Origin of the sequence: Thiothrix subterranea (assembly GCF_016772315.1) — a bacterium.
Classification (GTDB): domain Bacteria; phylum Pseudomonadota; class Gammaproteobacteria; order Thiotrichales; family Thiotrichaceae; genus Thiothrix; species Thiothrix subterranea.
On sequence record NZ_CP053482.1, the window covers coordinates 1,981,113 to 1,997,398 of the forward strand.

The 16,286-nt window shown below is 50.7% G+C and carries 19 protein-coding genes; 13 read left to right on the top strand and 6 right to left on the bottom strand.

Annotated elements, in window-relative coordinates; genetic code table 11:
* Window positions 1–184: 184 nt before the first annotated feature.
* Window positions 185–1,894 (top strand): D-lactate dehydrogenase, encoded by a 1,710-nt coding sequence (gene dld, locus HMY34_RS09720; protein ID WP_202719036.1) that lies wholly within the window; start codon window positions 185–187, stop codon window positions 1,892–1,894.
* Between the two features lie 23 nt (window positions 1,895–1,917).
* On the opposite strand, the gene HMY34_RS09725 is transcribed toward dld, so the two are convergent.
* A complete protein-coding gene (locus HMY34_RS09725) occupies window positions 1,918–2,667 on the bottom strand; it encodes an HNH endonuclease (RefSeq protein ID WP_202719037.1) in 750 nt (249 codons plus the stop codon).
* Window positions 2,668–2,768: 101 nt separating this feature from the next.
* Between HMY34_RS09725 and HMY34_RS09730 the strand changes: the two genes are divergently transcribed.
* Window positions 2,769–2,996 (top strand): DUF433 domain-containing protein, encoded by a 228-nt coding sequence (locus tag HMY34_RS09730; protein ID WP_202719038.1) that lies wholly within the window; start codon window positions 2,769–2,771, stop codon window positions 2,994–2,996.
* Window positions 2,997–3,036: 40 nt separating this feature from the next.
* Here HMY34_RS09730 and HMY34_RS09735 read toward each other — a convergent pair whose 3' ends face one another.
* The 3 genes from HMY34_RS09735 to HMY34_RS09745 form a co-directional block, all read right to left on the bottom strand.
* Window positions 3,037–3,510, bottom strand: coding sequence for a PIN domain-containing protein (locus HMY34_RS09735; RefSeq protein ID WP_202719039.1), 474 nt, complete (start codon window positions 3,508–3,510; stop codon window positions 3,037–3,039).
* Entirely contained in the window at window positions 3,507–3,770 is a 264-nt protein-coding gene (locus tag HMY34_RS09740; protein WP_202719040.1) for a UPF0175 family protein, read from the bottom strand. The genes HMY34_RS09735 and HMY34_RS09740 overlap by 4 nt, the downstream gene beginning before the upstream one ends.
* Window positions 3,771–3,904: 134 nt before the next feature.
* A complete protein-coding gene (locus HMY34_RS09745; RefSeq protein WP_202719041.1) occupies window positions 3,905–4,393 on the bottom strand; it encodes a disulfide bond formation protein B in 489 nt (162 codons plus the stop codon).
* 145 nt (window positions 4,394–4,538) lie between these two features.
* On the opposite strand from HMY34_RS09745, the gene moaA reads away from it, so the two are divergent.
* The 5 genes from moaA (at window position 4,539) to hisH (ending at window position 7,659) form a co-directional block, all read left to right on the top strand.
* Window positions 4,539–5,549 (top strand): GTP 3',8-cyclase MoaA, encoded by a 1,011-nt coding sequence (moaA, locus tag HMY34_RS09750; protein WP_202719042.1) that lies wholly within the window; start codon window positions 4,539–4,541, stop codon window positions 5,547–5,549.
* A 63-nt stretch (window positions 5,550–5,612) separates the two neighbouring features.
* Window positions 5,613–6,206: an imidazoleglycerol-phosphate dehydratase HisB gene (gene hisB, locus HMY34_RS09755; RefSeq protein ID WP_202719043.1), complete on the top strand. Its 594-nt coding sequence runs from the start codon at window positions 5,613–5,615 to the stop codon at window positions 6,204–6,206.
* Window positions 6,207–6,251: 45 nt separating this feature from the next.
* Window positions 6,252–6,515 (top strand): UPF0175 family protein, encoded by a 264-nt coding sequence (locus HMY34_RS09760; protein WP_202719044.1) that lies wholly within the window; start codon window positions 6,252–6,254, stop codon window positions 6,513–6,515.
* Window positions 6,512–6,991: a PIN domain-containing protein gene (locus HMY34_RS09765; RefSeq protein WP_202719045.1), complete on the top strand. Its 480-nt coding sequence runs from the start codon at window positions 6,512–6,514 to the stop codon at window positions 6,989–6,991. Before HMY34_RS09760 ends, HMY34_RS09765 begins: the two co-directional genes overlap by 4 nt.
* Before the next feature lie 29 nt (window positions 6,992–7,020).
* Window positions 7,021–7,659, top strand: a complete 639-nt coding sequence (gene hisH, locus HMY34_RS09770) for an imidazole glycerol phosphate synthase subunit HisH (protein WP_202719046.1) — start codon at window positions 7,021–7,023, stop codon at window positions 7,657–7,659.
* 11 nt (window positions 7,660–7,670) lie between these two features.
* Here hisH and HMY34_RS09775 read toward each other — a convergent pair whose 3' ends face one another.
* A complete protein-coding gene (locus HMY34_RS09775; RefSeq protein ID WP_202719047.1) occupies window positions 7,671–8,183 on the bottom strand; it encodes an SEL1-like repeat protein in 513 nt (170 codons plus the stop codon).
* Window positions 8,180–9,199 (bottom strand): transporter substrate-binding domain-containing protein, encoded by a 1,020-nt coding sequence (locus HMY34_RS09780; protein WP_202719048.1) that lies wholly within the window; start codon window positions 9,197–9,199, stop codon window positions 8,180–8,182. Before HMY34_RS09780 ends, HMY34_RS09775 begins: the two co-directional genes overlap by 4 nt.
* Before the next feature lie 180 nt (window positions 9,200–9,379).
* Here HMY34_RS09780 and dprA point away from each other — a divergent pair, with 180 nt between their 5' ends.
* From dprA to HMY34_RS09810, 6 genes are all read left to right on the top strand, one after another.
* Window positions 9,380–10,540: a DNA-processing protein DprA gene (dprA, locus tag HMY34_RS09785; RefSeq protein WP_202719049.1), complete on the top strand. Its 1,161-nt coding sequence runs from the start codon at window positions 9,380–9,382 to the stop codon at window positions 10,538–10,540.
* Window positions 10,540–11,013, top strand: a complete 474-nt coding sequence (locus HMY34_RS09790) for a Smg family protein (RefSeq protein WP_202719050.1) — start codon at window positions 10,540–10,542, stop codon at window positions 11,011–11,013. Before dprA ends, HMY34_RS09790 begins: the two co-directional genes overlap by 1 nt.
* 70 nt (window positions 11,014–11,083) lie before the next feature.
* Window positions 11,084–11,941: a polyamine aminopropyltransferase gene (gene speE, locus HMY34_RS09795; protein ID WP_202719051.1), complete on the top strand. Its 858-nt coding sequence runs from the start codon at window positions 11,084–11,086 to the stop codon at window positions 11,939–11,941.
* A gap of 246 nt (window positions 11,942–12,187) precedes the next feature.
* Window positions 12,188–13,456, top strand: a complete 1,269-nt coding sequence (gene dcm, locus HMY34_RS09800; protein WP_202719052.1) for a DNA (cytosine-5-)-methyltransferase — start codon at window positions 12,188–12,190, stop codon at window positions 13,454–13,456.
* A gap of 102 nt (window positions 13,457–13,558) precedes the next feature.
* On the top strand, window positions 13,559–14,893 hold the full coding sequence (gene dcm, locus HMY34_RS09805) for a DNA (cytosine-5-)-methyltransferase (protein ID WP_202719053.1): 1,335 nt from the start codon (window positions 13,559–13,561) through the stop codon (window positions 14,891–14,893).
* A 28-nt stretch (window positions 14,894–14,921) separates the two neighbouring features.
* Entirely contained in the window at window positions 14,922–16,283 is a 1,362-nt protein-coding gene (locus HMY34_RS09810; RefSeq protein ID WP_202719054.1) for an MvaI/BcnI family restriction endonuclease, read from the top strand.
* The last annotated feature ends 3 nt before the right edge of the window (window positions 16,284–16,286 follow it).

Sequence of the window (16,286 nt, forward strand, 5' to 3'; positions counted from 1 at the left end):
CTCCACAGAGAACGAGCATAGCGGTAATATTTCCTCCGAAACTGGCATTTTGGTATTACCAGATTACCAGTTTTGCGATACTATGGGCAGAACCAACAGATTGTCAATGATTCTATAGCGTTATCACCTGAATTCGCGATAATTTGGTAAGACCAAAAGCAGAACTATCGAGAGGAGAAACTTAATGCCCAGCCATACACTCGTGCAGCACTTAGCCGAAATTGTCGGTGAAGCCAACATTGCCACCAATCCACGTAAAACCGAGTATTACCGCAGCGGCTTCCGGTCGGGCTGTGGCACGGCGTTGGCGGTGGTGTTTCCGCAAACGCTGCTGCATTTGTGGCGCGTGCTGCAAGCTTGTGTGGATGCGAACACCATTATCATTATGCAGGCGGCGAAAACCGGCTTGACGGAAGGCTCGACCCCCAGCGGGGACGATTACGACCGTGAAGTGGTGGTGATCAATACACTGGCGATGGACGATTTGGTGCTGTTGAACGGTGGTGAACAGGTGTTGAGTTTTCCCGGTGCAACGTTGCACAAGTTGGAAAAGCTGCTCAAGCCGTTGAAACGTGCGCCGCATTCGGTAATCGGCTCGTCCTGTTTGGGCGCGTCGATTGTCGGCGGGGTGGCGAATAATTCGGGCGGGGCATTGGTTAAGCGTGGCCCCGCTTACACTGAAATGGCGTTGTTTGCGCAGGTGAATGAACAGGGCAAGCTGGAAATGGTTAACCATTTGGGGATTGCCTTGGGTGAGTCGCCTGAGGAGATGATTACGCGGCTGGAGTCTGGCAATTTTGCGAAAGACGGGGTGGATGATGGCGGTAAGCTGGCATCGGCTCGCGACTACGTGGCGCGGTTGCGCGATGTGGATGCGGCAACACCAGCGCGTTTCAATGCCGATGAAAGCCGTTTGTTTGAAGCCAGCGGGTGCGCGGGGAAATTGGCGGTGTTTGCGGTGCGCTTGGATACGTTTCCGATGGTGCAGCAGGAACAAGCGTTTTACATCGGCACGAATGACCCGCAGGTGTTGACGCGCTTGCGCCGCCACATCCTCAGCCAGTTTGCGAATGTGCCGGAAGTGGGCGAATACATGCACCGCGATATTTTCAATATTGCGGAAAAGTATGGCAAAGATACGTTTCTGACGATTGAAAAGTTGGGGACGGATGTGATGCCGAAGTTGTTTGCGTACAAGGGGCGTACCGATGCGACGTTGAACAAGTTGCCGGTGTTGCCCAAATATTTGAGTGATCGGGTAATGCAGGGGGCAAGCCGTTTGTTTCCGCAGCATTTACCGGATCGTTTGCTGGAATTCCGTGACCGTTATGAACATCACTTGATTTTGAAAATGAGCGAGGGCGGGATTGCCGAGGCGCAGGCGTTTTTGCCGGAATTCTTTGCGGATACGGGTAATGCGGGGGCGTATTTTGAGTGTACGCCGCAGGAGGCGAGTAAGGCGTTTTTGCAGCGGTTTGCGGCGGCGGGCGCGGCGATTCGTTACCAGACTTTGTTCAGTGATGAGGTCGGCGAGGAAATGTTGGCGTTGGATATTGCATTGCGGCGTAATGATGCGGATTGGGTGGAAGTATTGCCGGAACACATTCGCAGCCAGATTGAACATACGCTGTATTACGGGCATTTTATGTGCCACGTTTTCCATCAGGATTATATTTTGAAAAAGGGTGCGGATGCCCATGCGGTGAAAAAGGCGATGTTGGCGTTGCTGGATGCGCGGGGGGCGAAGTATCCGGCGGAGCATAATGTCGGGCATTTGTATGAGGCGGAAAGTGGCTTGCGGGAGTTTTACAAAAAGCTTGATCCGACCAATACGTTTAATCCGGGGATTGGGAAGATGGAGAAGTATAAGAGGAATTGTAGTTGTTGTGGGTAGGCTCGGATGCGTGGGGCTTTCTGTTATCCTTTTGATTCTGAATGACTTAGCATCGCTTTCACTTCATTGATGCTATATGCGGGGTTACGCATGTGCAAAACGGCGTGGCAGTTGGGGCAAACAGGTCGTAAGTCTTTGATAGGATTGACACCATACTGAGCTTTGATTTCAGCAAGTGGGCGCAAATGATGAACATGAATGTAGCCTTCCGCAACTTTGCCGTAAATGTTGCCGAAATTAAAGCCACAAAGACAGCAAGTTGTCCCATGTGCAGCAATGCACTGGCGACGCGCTTTTGGGTTACGTTCATAGGCGTTTACTGCTATGCGGTATAAGCCACCTTCAAGTAAGATTTCATTGGAAATGACTTCATCCGTAGAAGCAAAGACTGCCGTTTCAACCCAGCCCAATTGTTCAAATGCTTCCGCTGCTGCTGGAAGAAGTTTCCAGATAAATCCCTTGGGGGTTTGCCATCCTGATGACCAGACTGACCACCAACGATGAGTGTTATCGGGGCGCAGATCAGGTTTGATACCCAATTCGTCACAAAGTCTGTGCCCCAATTTACCATAAAGTAAATTGATTTGAGCGTGTCCGCCAGAAATGCCAGCCCAAAATGCAATCTGTTTGGCTGTTGCTGAATAATTGGGGGCTTGGTAATGGGCTTGAAAGGCTTTGATGTGCAGGTCAGTTATTGATGACCGGATTTTTGTGAGTCCAACGACATACTGGTCAACAGAAGGTATATTTTGCATTTCATACAAATGTGCCATTCAACAATACTCGTTTGGATAAGATGGGTTAGTGTATTTTATATCCATCATGTTACACATCCAAGTGATATGCTTTTTGAAAAGCACCTGAGGGACAGCAAATGAATGCACACAACCGTATCACCATCAACCCTAACATTTGCCACGGCAAACCCACCATCCGTGGGTTACGTTACCCCGTGGAAACCATGTTGGAGCTATTCAGCGCGGGCATGAGTCTCGATGAGATTCTGGACGATTACGAAGACTTGGAACGCGAGGATTTGCTGGCAGTGCTGGCGTATGCCGCCCGTCTTTCCCAAGTCAAACGCATTGAAACGACATTGTAGTCGATGCACATTTGCCACTTGAGTCACTATGAAAAAATTACTACTCATCTACAACAGTCAGTGCGTAATTCAGTAACTCTTCGCTAAAATGGGTTTTGGAGTTGCGCAAAATTTCAATATAAGGGTTTAGTGAAGGAATCATGCCTTTGCGCTTGGCTTCAATCAAAACGCCGAGACTGCCAATGATTTTGACTTGGTTGATTTGTGCGACTTTTCGCCCTGCTTTCTCGTCAATCAACAGATAATCAGCATTCATGTTTTTGTACAATACGATAGAGGTTAATTCACCCTTGTCGATTGTGTCGCCACCGATAATGTGCAAATCAAGATGCGATTCTTTCACTTTTCCTTGTAAATAATTAGCAAGTTTGGCTGAGCCAGCTTTATTTCCGACAGTAACTTCTTCATAAACAGTCTGTGAAACTCGGACTTCGCCAAATAGTGAATCCAAAACATCCAAGCAATCGCACAGTGCCAAAGCGACTAAAGGCGAGCTGTCCGCAATAATAATCACGCCAAATCCTTTGCCAGCATATCAATTTCGGCTTGCAGTTCCTCAACATTGTCGTAGGTTTGTGGCTCAATCCCGCGTTGGCGGCATTCGTAGAGAAATTCGTAGCGGTCAAGGTCGCCAACGAATTCAGCCGCAGCACCCGCCGATAGTTTACCACGTCGATAAAGATCAATAGCCGTATTCAGTTTAAGTAGGCGTATAAGCTCTTTTGGTGTTTGATAAGCAAAGAATTTTTCTGGAATATCGAGCGTCAACTGCATGAGATTTCTCCACTAACGAGATACATGATCATTGTGGCACGCTCCAACCGCTCTCGCAAACTTGGATGTTTACGTCTGTGGCTGATAGCCCACTTGCGGGCAAACGGATTTGGCGACAGTGAGGATTGAATGTCCTAAGCAACCTTTCTCAAACGCAACGCCCACACCGCCGCAACCAACGCCGACAAAAACGAAACCAGCGCCCAATTCGCCAGCGAAAGTCCCAAAATGACCAGTTCTTCGTCTTCGCATAAGCCGCTGACTTCAAACAAGCTGGGAATATTATCGCTGAGGAAATACACCAATTGCTCAATCAGATTCGGATTGCTGCCTGCGCATGAAGCGCTGCCCGGCGGCTGCAATTGCAGCCAAGTCTGATAACCTGCCGTTGCAGTTCCTACGCCTGCCAGCAAAATCACCAGCCCGCCCCATACTTTTTCACCAAACCCCGTCGCCGCCAGCAACCCAAACACCGCCAGCAGCATAAATAACAACCGCTGAAAAATGCACAAATAACACGGGTGAAGATCCAGCCAAGCGGTCAGCACAAAGCTGCTTGCCGCGAGACTCATGGCAATCAGGCCAAGCGCCAGCCATAGGGTTTTAGAGGTTACTGTCAACATGTGTCGGGGTTTCCTGTATTTTCACAATGCTTATCGTACAAGAATTAGCAGCACCCCACAGTATGAAATCCCTTATTGCGGTTGTTTTCTTTTCCGGGGTAGGCTGTGTACAGTAGGTGTTTGGATGCGGTTGAGAGAGGCGATTATGGATACGAAGGCAAACCCTGTGCAATTGGTGGATCGTTTCGGGCGGCAAGTCACGTATGTGCGGCTGTCCGTGACGGATCGCTGCGATTTGCGTTGCGTGTATTGCATGTCCGAAGACATGACCTTCGTACCGCGTGAACAATTACTCACCCTAGAAGAAATGACACGCTTGGGCAAAGCCTTTGTGGAGCTGGGGGTGAATAAAATTCGGATTACGGGTGGCGAACCCCTCGTGCGCCGCAATATTTTGAAATTGTTCCAAGATTTGGGGCAACTCGACGGCTTGCGGGATCTGACCGTGACCACCAACGGCACGCAATTGGCGCGTTACGCCAAAGACCTGCAAGCCGCTGGCGTTACCCGCGTCAATATCAGCCTCGATACCTTAAATCCCGACCGTTTTCACGCTTTAACGCGCTTGGGTGACATCCATAAAGTGCTGGCAGGCATCGACGCAGCCCTAGAAGCCGGTTTCCAGCGCGTCAAACTCAATGCCGTCATTTTGAAACACCGCAACCACGACGAAGTGCTGGATTTGGTGGAATTTGCTCACGGGCGCGGCATGGACATTACCTTTATCGAAGAAATGCCCCTAGGCGTTATCGGCGATCACGACCGTGCCGAAGCGTTTTATTCCAGCGATGAAATTTTGCGCGACTTGCAACAGCACTTGCATTTGAATGCGATCGAAGAACAGACCGGCGGCCCGGCACGCTATTTTCGCCGTGAAGACAGTGCCTACCGTGTGGGGTTTATTTCACCGCATAGCCACAATTTTTGCGATACCTGCAACCGAGTGCGCGTGACGGCAGAAGGACGCTTGCTACTGTGTTTAGGGCAGGAACATTCGATGGATTTGCGGCGCGTATTGCGGGCGAACCCAACCGATGATGCGCGGGTGCGAGCAGCGTTGCTTGAATCCATGGCTATTAAACCGCAAGGGCATGAGTTTAATCTGCAAGCGGCGCAACCGATGATTTTTCGCCACATGAGCGCCACGGGCGGCTAAAGCCTAGCAGCGCGGCTTGCCTGTGGTAGAATCCGAGCAAACTCACTGTTACACAGGTTCTTTATGACTGAACGTACTGCCAGCGTGGCACGCAACACGCTCGAAACCCAAATCCGCATTACCATCAACCTCGATGGCACGGGCAAATCACGCTTTGCGACCGGTATTCCGTTTCTCGAACACATGCTTGATCAAGTGGCGCGTCACGGCATGATCGACCTCGACATCGAATGCAACGGCGACCACCACATCGACGATCACCACAGCGTTGAAGACATTGGCATTACCTTGGGGCAAGCGTTCACACAAGCAGTCGGCGACAAAAAAGGCATTCGCCGCTACGGTCACGCTTACGTGCCGTTGGATGAAGCCCTGTCCCGCGTGGTCATCGACTTTTCCGGCAGACCGGGCTTGGAACATCAGGTGGAATACCCGCGCACCAATATTGGCGCGTTTGAAACCGATCTGTTTTACGAATTCTTCCAAGGCTTTGTGAATCACGCGCTGGTGTCATTGCACATCGACAATCTGAAAGGGCGCAATTCGCACCACATTGCCGAAACCGTTTTCAAAGCCTTCGGGCGTGCGTTGCGCATGGCGTTGGAACTTGATCCGCGCATGGCGGGGATTATGCCGTCGACCAAGGGGAGTTTGTAACGTCATCTCATCTATTTGTATGATTTCGCGCAGAGGTACACAACCATGCAATTGACATTAGACATACCTGACCATTGTTTTCCGTCCCAACAAGACACGACGACACTGGCGCAAAAAGCAAAACTGTACACGGCATTGCTTCTGTTTCAGTCTGGGCAATTATCGCGTGGTGCTGCTTGTGAATTTGCCGGGGTTGACATCTATAGCTTTTTTGCCGCGTGTAAACAGTACAATATCCCTGTTATTAACACGGATGCGGATGATTTAGAAGCGGATGTGATGCGCTTTAATCGGCTACACCCCGTATGATTGTTATTGCTGATTCCTCGCCATTGGTAGCGTTGTCCGTGTGTGGCTGCCTGTCACTGTTGGATAGATTGTTTGGGCAGGTGCGAGTCCCGGATGCTGTTTTTCAAGAAGTTTGCGTAGCAGGTAAACCTGAAGCCAGCAATCTCAGTTTGTATTTGCAAGACAAAGTATTGATGGCTTCAACCGCAAATTTTCCGATTCATCCGCTCAAAGGTTTAGGCTTGGGTGAGCGCGAAGCAATGGCTTTGTATCTGGAAATATCCGCTGATTTATTGTTGGTTGATGACCAACGCGCTAAAAAAGTTGCCTATGCCAATGGTTTAGAAGTCATGGGCAGTGTGGGCGTGCTGTTGTTAGCGAAGCAACGCGGTATGTTGCCTGCGATCAAACCGTTATTAATGACGTTATCGGCTTCGGATGTTCATCTTGGAGAGAACATCATTGTTAAAGCCTTACAACAAGCTGGTGAGCTTTAAAGACTCTCCGCACTTAAAGAGAACAGCTAATGCAAAAAATCGCCATCATCGACTACAACATGGGCAACCTGCACTCGGTGGAACGCGCCGTTTCCCACGCTGCTGCTGGCAATGCCACGGTAGCGATTACGTCTGACCCGGACATGATCCTCAAAGCCGACCGCGTGGTATTTCCGGGGCAAGGCGCGGCGCGTGACTGTATGCGCGAACTCGAAACCCGTGGCATGGCGGAAGTGGTACGCGAAGTCATCCAGACCAAACCCTTCCTCGGCATTTGCATGGGGATGCAGGTCTTGATGCAGCATTCCGAAGAAAACGGCGGCATCGAATGCTTAGGGTTGTACGAAGGCAATGTGCGCTATTTCGGCACGGTGCATCAGGAAATTGGTGTGCGCCTGAAGATTCCGCAAATGGGCTGGAATCAAATCTGGCATCAAGTCGAACACCCGTTATGGCAAGGCATTGCGGATGGCGCACGCTTCTATTTCGTCCACAGCTATTATGTCGAGCCAGTCACGCCGGACTTGATTGCAGGCTCGACCGAATACGGCATCAGCTACGCCTCCGCGATTGCCAACGACAATGTGTTTGCAATTCAAGCACACCCGGAAAAATCGGCGGATGATGGCTTGAAATTGCTGGAAAATTTCGTCAATTGGCAACCGTGAAGCCGAGTCATTCACTTAGAGGCCGCCTGCTCTTGTTCCAATTGCTGCAACCATTGCTGGGCGGAATCTTGCACTGACAGCTCATCGCTACTCGCCGCTTGCCGATAATGGCTGGCGGCTTCCTCAAGGTTTTTCACGACCCCCCAACCCTGATGGTGCGCTTGCCCCAGCCATAATTCCGCGCCTTTATCACCGGCAAGGCTTTCCGCTTGCAAAAATTCCAAACAGCTTGCTTGGCGCACGGCATCGCTGCTGCTTAAACTGTCACGGATAGTGTCACTGGATAAAGTTTCGCCCGTAAGCGTACACGTTGCAGGCGGTTTGCTGGAAGCCGCTACAGGAGTGACTGCGGGGGCAGGAGGCGCTATTTCTGCGGTTTCAACAGGCGCTGGCGCTACGGTTGCCGCAAGATTGGTGGACTTATCGGCAAACCAGCCAAACGAAAACAAATAACTGCCAATCAACAGCGCAAATAAACTGATGATAATGACGATTTGTATCATCCAAAAACGGTCAATTTTCACGGTGTTACCTTTTCCGCTGCTTTAGGCATAATCAATATATCGCCGGTTTCTAACAAGTTAGGGTTAGGAATACGATTTTTGTTGAGTTCCCACAAGGTTTTCCATGCGGTCGCCGTACCCAATTTTGTTGCAGCAATTTTGCCAAGTGAATCACCGGGTTGGACGGTGTAGGTATTGCTGCCTTCCGGCACTTCATTGGAAATTTTGAAGGGCAAGTAGCGTTTGATCAACTCGGCATATTCATCGGATTCTTTGATCTTCGCAAGCGCAGTGTTAACGGCGGTACGCATCGCATCGTTACCCTGTTTAATGCCAATGGCATAGGTGCTTTCATTCAAGTTAAAGGCGGCAATTTGCAAACTGCTGCTAAACGGTTTGATTTCCTCAACCGTAAACGGGTAATCGTAAATAATGGCATCGACATCGCGTTTTTCCAGATGACGAAACCAGCCCACGCCTTCGTAAGTCACTAACGCTTTTTTGTCGGGAATCGTGTCGTTGATCCACTTGATAACAGCAGGGTCTTCGTAAGCGCCAATGGTTTTCCCGCGTAGCTGCTTAATGTTTTTGATGGTGCTACCACGCGGTACAATCAGGCACTGCCCGAAATCCAGATAGCTATCCGACCAAGCGATACCCTCAATCGAATCATCGGGGATGTAGCCGCCCATCACCATGTCAGCCTTACCCTCAACCGCCAAGCCGGGCAACTTGGAATAATCATCTTCCACCGCTTGCACGGTCGGAATACCCAACTCTTTAGCCACCAGTAACGCCAAGTGGTAATCGAAACCGTCTTCCTTGCCTTCTTCGTTAATCCAATACATGGGGGGGAAATCCGGTTCCATCGCTACCCGTAACACACCCGCTTGTTTGGCGGCAGACAGTACATTGACCGGCTCGGCGGGTGGCGTGGTTGCAGTGGCGGCAGGCGGTGACGGGGGCGGCACAGCCGCTGCTAGGCTGGTTGCCAGACAAAATAAGGCAACGCCACAAGACCAAATAATTTTTTGCATACCACAATTCTCACACTGTTATGGTTGATTGACACTGACAGTATAGATGCAATGGCGCTGCTCTTGGGTGTAACGAGATAAAAGGTAGGTTAGGCGCGAAACACAGTCCAGCGGATTTGTTTGCACGCGGGCGTATGCTTGGCGGAAAATGCAGACTCTTCACCACGGGATCTTTTTTTCATGCTCACTGATTCAGAACTTCGCGCTCGTCTGCATTTCTGGCGTGCCAAAGGCATGGGCCCTAGCAGCCTACGGCGCATTGTGGAAAACTTTGGCGGGGCAGCGGAAGCCTTGCGCGTGTCTGACAGTGCCTTGCTGGAAGCGGGTTTGAAACAGGAAGGCATTGCCGCCTACCGTGCGCAAGACCGTGACGCCGCGCTACCCGATTGGCGCTGGCTGGAAGCCGCCGCTGACCACCACATTCTCGTGCCCGAAGACAGCCGTTACCCCGCTTTGCTCAAACGCATCCGCACCGCGCCGCCGGTATTGTTTGCCCTCGGCAACCCCGATTTGCTGAATGACCCGCAAATCGGCATGGTCGGCAGCCGCAACCCGACCCAAGGCGGCAAAGAAAACGCCCGCGCCTTTGCCGCGCATTTCGCCACGAATGGCTTAACCGTTACCAGCGGTCTAGCTGTCGGAATTGACGCACACAGCCACGAAGCCGCGTTAGACGCAGGGGGCAATACCCTCGCCGTGGTCGGTAACGGTCTCGACATTATCTACCCACTGCGCAATCGCAAACTGGCGGAACGCATCGCCGCACACGGTTGCATCGTCTCCGAATTCCCCATCGGCATTCCTGCGCACCCGCAACATTTCCCGCGCCGCAATCGCATTATCAGCGGCATGAGTTTCGGCGTATTAATTGTGGAAGCGGCATTGCAAAGCGGCACACTCGTCACCGCCCGCCATGCGATGGAACAAGGGCGCGAAGTATTTGCCATTCCCGGCTCAATTCACAACCCACTGGCACGCGGTTGCCACCATTTGATCCGCCAAGGCGCAAAATTAGTCGAGACCGCTAACGATATTTTGGAGGAAATTGCGCCACAACTAAACGTTTGGTTACAACAAGATAAGGCTAATCCGGCAACACCCGGACAAGCGGTATTGAACCTGTCTGCGCAATTACCCGACACCGATACCTTTGATCCCGAATACGCGCAAGTACTTGATGCGTTGGGCTACGAACCACTACCGATAGACCAGATTATCCTGAATACAGGCTTGACCGCTGACGCGGTTTCATCCATCCTCCTTATGCTTGAACTGCACAACCTTGTAGCAGCATGTGGTGGTGGGCATTACATGCGATTGGGGTCAGGAACTGGAAACTGATGAAAGAAAATACGCTGGACGTTCTCTTCTACCTTTTCGACAATTATCCCGACATGGGTGATAACCTGCCGGAAGACCGCGCCTCCATGCACGGTTATTTGCAAGACGCTGGTTTCCTGAATAGCGAAATTACCCGCGCTTTCGATTGGCTGGAAAGCCTTGGTGACGACGCAGAGCGCGTGGAAGTGACCTACCGCTCGTGCACCACGCGCATCTTTTCCCCGCAAGAACGTTACTGGCTGGATGGCGAATGCCAAGGCTATTTAATATTCCTAGAAAATGCTGGCGTGATCAGCGCAGAAGCCCGCGAACAAATCCTCGACCGCGTGCTGGAATTACAAGACGAAGACTTTAACCTCGACCGCCTCAAATGGGTGGTATTAATGGTATTGCTGAATCGCCCTGAAGAGGGCAATAGCTTTTTCTGGGCAGAAGGCTTGAGCGTTTCCGGCGAAGCCCCCGTGTTTCACTGAAGAGTCATTCACCCGCCTGAACGCTTGTGGCATGATAGCGCCTTTGTGTGAACAACTAACAGGCACTGCCATGACAACCCAACCTAACTGGTTTACTGAACTTTCTGATTCCGGCACGATTTTCGGGCTGGAATTAACCGATGCGGGCAAAATTCACGAAGAGCAAACCCCGTTCCAGAAGCTCGAAATCTACGACACCAAAACCTTCGGCAAGCTGATGACGCTGGATGGTTGCACAATGGTCACGACCCGCGATAACTTCGTTTACCACGAAATGATGGCGCATCCGGTATTGTTCAGCCACCCATCCCCGAAGCGCGTGTGCATTATCGGCGGTGGTGATTGCGGCACATTGCGTGAAGTCTTGCGCCACACCGAAGTTGAAGCTGCCATTCAGATCGACATCGACGAGCGCGTGACCCGCGTTAGTGAGATGTTCTTCCCCGAATTGTGCGAATCCAATAATGACCCGCGTGCGACCTTGGCGTTTGAAGACGGGATTGCGTGGATCAATAACGCCGAACCGGGTTCGTTGGATGTGCTGATTGTGGATAGCACTGACCCGGTGGGACCTGGCGCAGTGTTGTATAGCGAAGAATTCTTCCGTGGCTGCTGGCGTGCACTGGGCGAAAACGGCCTGCTGGTACAGCAAAGCGAATCGCCGTTGGTTCACGCGGAAAAGATCATTAAACCGATGCACGATACCATGCGTCAGGCGGGTTTCAGCGATACGAAATTGCATCAGTTTCAGTTGGTGAGCTATCCGACAGGGTGGTGGAGCTGCACGATTGCGGCGAAAGCGGGCAAGGTGGAATTTGCACGGCAAGCGGCGGCGGAAGCGTTGGCATTCCCAACCAAGTATTACAACGCGAGTGTGCATCAGGGCAGCGCGGCGTTACCGCAGTTTATGAAGGAATTGTTGGGTTAAAACTTAATTCTCAGGACTGGAGGATTGGCTTGATGAGGGCATACTCGCATTAAGCCAACCTTCCAATACATCCAATGTAAGACTTGATCAATAGGCGGTGAAAATTAATGTTGACGCGAGAAAATGCAAAAACTTTAGTAAAAAACACCATCAAGAACAACATTACAGAATTTGCCCCCCCCCTCAAGAAGTCCGCCCTATGTAACCTATAATAGTAACCATGTGTAAGGTTGTTGAAGGTTAATTATGTACTCTGTCGCACAAGTTGCCGATATGTTAGGTGTCTCAAAAGAAACGCTACGCCGCTGGGATAACAGCGGGAAGCTACCCTCTACGCGCAACCCTATGAATAATTACCGCTTTTATGACAAAGACCAGTTGCGGCAATTCGAGGAATTACGCTTCATCTTTGATGATTCCAAACGTCCCGACATCACCCCAGACCACGCCTATAAAACCATTGAACTGTTCGCGGGTGCAGGTGGTTTAGCGATTGGGTTGGAAAAAGCCGGGCTAGACACCGTACTACTGAATGAAATCGACAAAAATGCCTGCGATACCCTCAAGGCCAACCGTCCCCACTGGAACGTGCAATGTGGAGATATTGGCAAGTTAGATTTCACGCCGTACCACAACCAAATTGACGTGGTAACGGGTGGTTTTCCCTGCCAAGCCTTTAGTTATGCAGGCAAAAAAATGGGCTTTGAAGATGCCCGTGGCACGCTGTTTTTCGAGTTTGCTCGCGCCATCAAAGAAACCAACCCCAAGCTATTCATGGCGGAAAATGTGCGGGGCTTACTCAATCATGACGATGGTAAAACGCTGGAAAATATCCGTTCCGTTATCAACGAACTGGGCTACACGCTGCTTGAGCCGCACGTAATGAAAGCCATTTTCTACCGTGTCCCGCAAAAACGTGAACGCTTACTACTGGTTGGTATCCGCAACGATCTTGCCGGGTTGGTCAAATTCCACTGGCCTCGTCCCTACCAAAAAATCTACACGCTCAAAGATGCGTTGAAAGCGGGTGAACTGTTTCCTTGCCATGTTCCAACCTCCGCTGGGCAAGGCTACCCTGCCAAAAAAGCCGCAGTGATGGCACAAGTTCCCCCCGGTGGTTACTGGCGTGATTTGCCGGAAGACGTGCAAAAAACCTACATGATGCAAAGTTATTACCTCGGTGGAGGCAAAATCGGCATGGCACGGCGGATGCACTGGGATGAACCTTGCCTCACATTGACCTGCGCTCCCGCACAAAAACAGACTGAACGTTGCCACCCCGAAGAAACCCGTCCGTTTACCGTGCGCGAATATGCCCGCATTCAAACCTTCCCAGATGATTGGCAATTCAAGGGGGCGTTGACTTCGCAATACAAGCAGATTGGCAATGCCGTGCCCAGCAATATGGCGTATGAACTGGGTTTGTCACTCGTGGATTTTCTGAATCGGCTATGTGGTGAGCATGATGTTCAGCCTGCGGGGATGCCCGTACAACAAAACCTCAAGTTTGGCTGATGCCCTAAGTGTGAATCCAAATGGCGAACTAAAAACGAACCACTGATTGCTAAAGGGAAACTATAATCATAAAATGCAAAAAAATTTCCCGTGGAGTCAATCATGTACGAAGTCAGAGCGTCAACGGTGTTGCAGTGTCTTGAAGAGGCTGCGCATTACTACAATCATTCCGAGATTGCTGAAAAGCTGGGAGTTAACCCCAGTACTGTCGGACGCTGGCTAAAACATGAAACTGAGCCTAAACATGGCATTCTGTACGGCCTGCAACAGATGTTAATGCCGTTTGGCAAACCTGCGGACAGTGCCGATTTCACCTTCATCGACCTGTTCGCGGGAATTGGCGGCATTCGCAAGGCATTTGAGCTGAGCGGGGGGCGCTGCGTCTTTACCAGTGAATGGGATGCTTACGCCCAACGTACCTACCACGCCAACTTTGCCGATGGGCAACCCATTGCCGGGGATATTACCGCGATACCCGAAGCGAACATTCCGGCACATGACGTACTATTAGCTGGCTTCCCCTGCCAACCGTTTTCGATTGCGGGAGTCTCGAAGAAAAATGCCCTTGGACGGGCGCACGGTTTTGAGGATGAAACTCAAGGCACGCTGTTTTTTGACGTGGCACGCATCATCAAAGCCAAACGCCCCGGTGCATTCTTGCTGGAAAACGTCAAGAATCTGCAATCCCATGATAAGGGCAATACCTTCCGTATCATCCTGCATACCCTGAGGGAGGAACTGGGCTATCAGGTTCACTGGACAACCATTGACGGGCAGCACTGGACACCCCAGCACCGTGAACGCACGGTCATTGTCGGTTTCCGCGAACCAACTGCATTTAGCTGGGATGCACTGCAACTGCCGGGCAAAGGGCGTATCACGCTAGGCAACATCCTGCACAAGACCGATGGCAGCGAACCTGTACTGGAACACGACGAAGGTCGCTATTTCGATCATGCCAACCGCAAGATTCATGACAAATACACCCTAACCAACAATCTCTGGAAATACCTGCAAGATTACTCTGACAAGCACAAGGCTAAGGGTAACGGCTTTGGTTTTGGGCTGGCGTATGCCAATAGCGTGACCCGTACCCTTTCCGCCCGTTATTACAAAGACGGCTCGGAAATACTGGTCTGGCAAGGTGAAAACAAAAACCCGCGCCGCCTCACTCCGCGAGAATGTGCGCGGCTGATGGGCTACCCGGACAGTTTCCGTATTCCGGTGTCGGATACACGGGCGTACAAACAGTTCGGCAACTCAGTGGTGATGCCTGTCTTCCGCGAAGTTGCCCGCGTGATGAAACCTTGGATAATGCAACAAACTTACAAACCCCTGATGGCTGATATGTGGATCAATCAGGATGACTCAACCCCTTTATTTGTAATGGAGACAGACTATGTTGTCAGTAGAAATGATTCCCGCACTTACGGATAAAACAGCGGCTGGCACAGGGGTATAGCTTATGGCGCAAGACGAAAATACCAGAACTGAAACATCTATGGAATCAATCAACTCGCTCTTACAGCTCATGGAATCACATGGAGCAATCCGTTTCTATGCGAAAAAGTTAGCGCCTAACGATAACTCAAAAAATCAGTTCTACCTTGGAGGTGGCTTTTCTGCCTTGCACACTATTCCTCATGGTTTCCTCTACGTAGACGATAGCAATATAGCTAAAGGCAAAACGTCACGCACAAAAGCCGATGTTACCTTCTATTGGGTCGATCAGAATGGACGTTACCTTTCCCCGAATGCTCAACTTATTCTGTATCCCGAATACCCAGAAGTACGCATGTCTGGGCTTCTAAAAGGTTGCCGTCATGCCCCCTCAAACGTGATCGCTTCCCGCGATGAAGGCAGGACATTGTTCCTTGGTATCACCCCAAACGGCGATGTATTGGGTTACGCTGCTACCCCGGATGACCCGTTGAGCAAGGAGCTTTATGCGCTTACCAGCAATAACGTCAACGTCAGCAGTGTTCTTATTGAGCTATTCCCGCCTGATAAAAAGCAAAATACCCGCGTTCTGCTATTAGAAGCCTTGAAGGAAATTTGTGAGAAAAACTGGATAGCTTCACAGAAACTGGGGAAAGATGGTGTGATCACACCTTACAGTGCCAGAAATGGCGGCGGCTATACGTTAGAGGCAGAATTGGGCATTTCCCCGAATGGTAACTCAGAACCCGACTACCTTGGATGGGAAATCAAACAGTATGGAGTCAATGACTTCCGTTCTTTTAAGCCCAAAAGCCCCGTCACACTGATGACACCAGAACCCACTGGTGGTGTTTATTGTGATAACGGCGTACCTGATTTCCTGCGGCGCTTCGGCTATCCCGACAAAAGTGGCAAGGTTGACCGCATCAATTTTGGCGGCATTTATACAATCGGTCGCACCTACCACGCCGACACAGGCTTACGTTTGATCTTAGATGGTTACGATCAGCAATCGGGGAAAATCACCGATATGGCAGGCTGTATTGGTCTTGAAACCCAAGCTGGAGAAATAGCTGCATCGTGGAGCTTTACCGGTATGCTGGATCATTGGAACCGCAAACACGCGCAAGCCGCTTATATTCCGTCGCTATTTCGGACTCCTCCCCCCGAATATGCCTTTGGTTGCCAAGTTTTGCTATGCGAAGAAACCGACTTCTTGCTGTTCCTGAAAGCGATAGCAAACGGAACCATTTCCTATGACCCCGCGATCAAGATGGAAAAAGCTTCATCCCCAAAACCTGTCACCAAGCGGCGTAGTCAGTTTCGGATTAAACACGACAACCTCATCAACCTTTATTACAAACATGAGACTGTCGATCTTTCATAGAGA

Bases quoted from the DNA above. Each gene is read 5' to 3' on its own strand.
- moaA (WP_202719042.1), top strand. From the start codon at position 4,539: ATGGATACGAAGGCAAACCCTGTGCAATTGGTGGATCGTTTCGGGCGG.
- dprA (WP_202719049.1), top strand. From the start codon at position 9,380: ATGCTCACTGATTCAGAACTTCGCGCTCGTCTGCATTTCTGGCGTGCC.
- HMY34_RS09810 (WP_202719054.1), top strand. From the start codon at position 14,922: ATGGCGCAAGACGAAAATACCAGAACTGAAACATCTATGGAATCAATC.
- dcm (WP_202719052.1), top strand. From the start codon at position 12,188: ATGTACTCTGTCGCACAAGTTGCCGATATGTTAGGTGTCTCAAAAGAA.
- dld (WP_202719036.1), top strand. From the start codon at position 185: ATGCCCAGCCATACACTCGTGCAGCACTTAGCCGAAATTGTCGGTGAA.
- hisH (WP_202719046.1), top strand. From the start codon at position 7,021: ATGCAAAAAATCGCCATCATCGACTACAACATGGGCAACCTGCACTCG.
- HMY34_RS09740 (WP_202719040.1), bottom strand. From the start codon at position 3,770: ATGCAGTTGACGCTCGATATTCCAGAAAAATTCTTTGCTTATCAAACA.
- HMY34_RS09790 (WP_202719050.1), top strand. From the start codon at position 10,540: ATGAAAGAAAATACGCTGGACGTTCTCTTCTACCTTTTCGACAATTAT.
- HMY34_RS09725 (WP_202719037.1), bottom strand. From the start codon at position 2,667: ATGGCACATTTGTATGAAATGCAAAATATACCTTCTGTTGACCAGTAT.
- dcm (WP_202719053.1), top strand. From the start codon at position 13,559: ATGTACGAAGTCAGAGCGTCAACGGTGTTGCAGTGTCTTGAAGAGGCT.
- HMY34_RS09765 (WP_202719045.1), top strand. From the start codon at position 6,512: ATGATTGTTATTGCTGATTCCTCGCCATTGGTAGCGTTGTCCGTGTGT.
- speE (WP_202719051.1), top strand. From the start codon at position 11,084: ATGACAACCCAACCTAACTGGTTTACTGAACTTTCTGATTCCGGCACG.
- HMY34_RS09760 (WP_202719044.1), top strand. From the start codon at position 6,252: ATGCAATTGACATTAGACATACCTGACCATTGTTTTCCGTCCCAACAA.
- HMY34_RS09745 (WP_202719041.1), bottom strand. From the start codon at position 4,393: ATGTTGACAGTAACCTCTAAAACCCTATGGCTGGCGCTTGGCCTGATT.
- hisB (WP_202719043.1), top strand. From the start codon at position 5,613: ATGACTGAACGTACTGCCAGCGTGGCACGCAACACGCTCGAAACCCAA.
- HMY34_RS09730 (WP_202719038.1), top strand. From the start codon at position 2,769: ATGAATGCACACAACCGTATCACCATCAACCCTAACATTTGCCACGGC.
- HMY34_RS09780 (WP_202719048.1), bottom strand. From the start codon at position 9,199: ATGCAAAAAATTATTTGGTCTTGTGGCGTTGCCTTATTTTGTCTGGCA.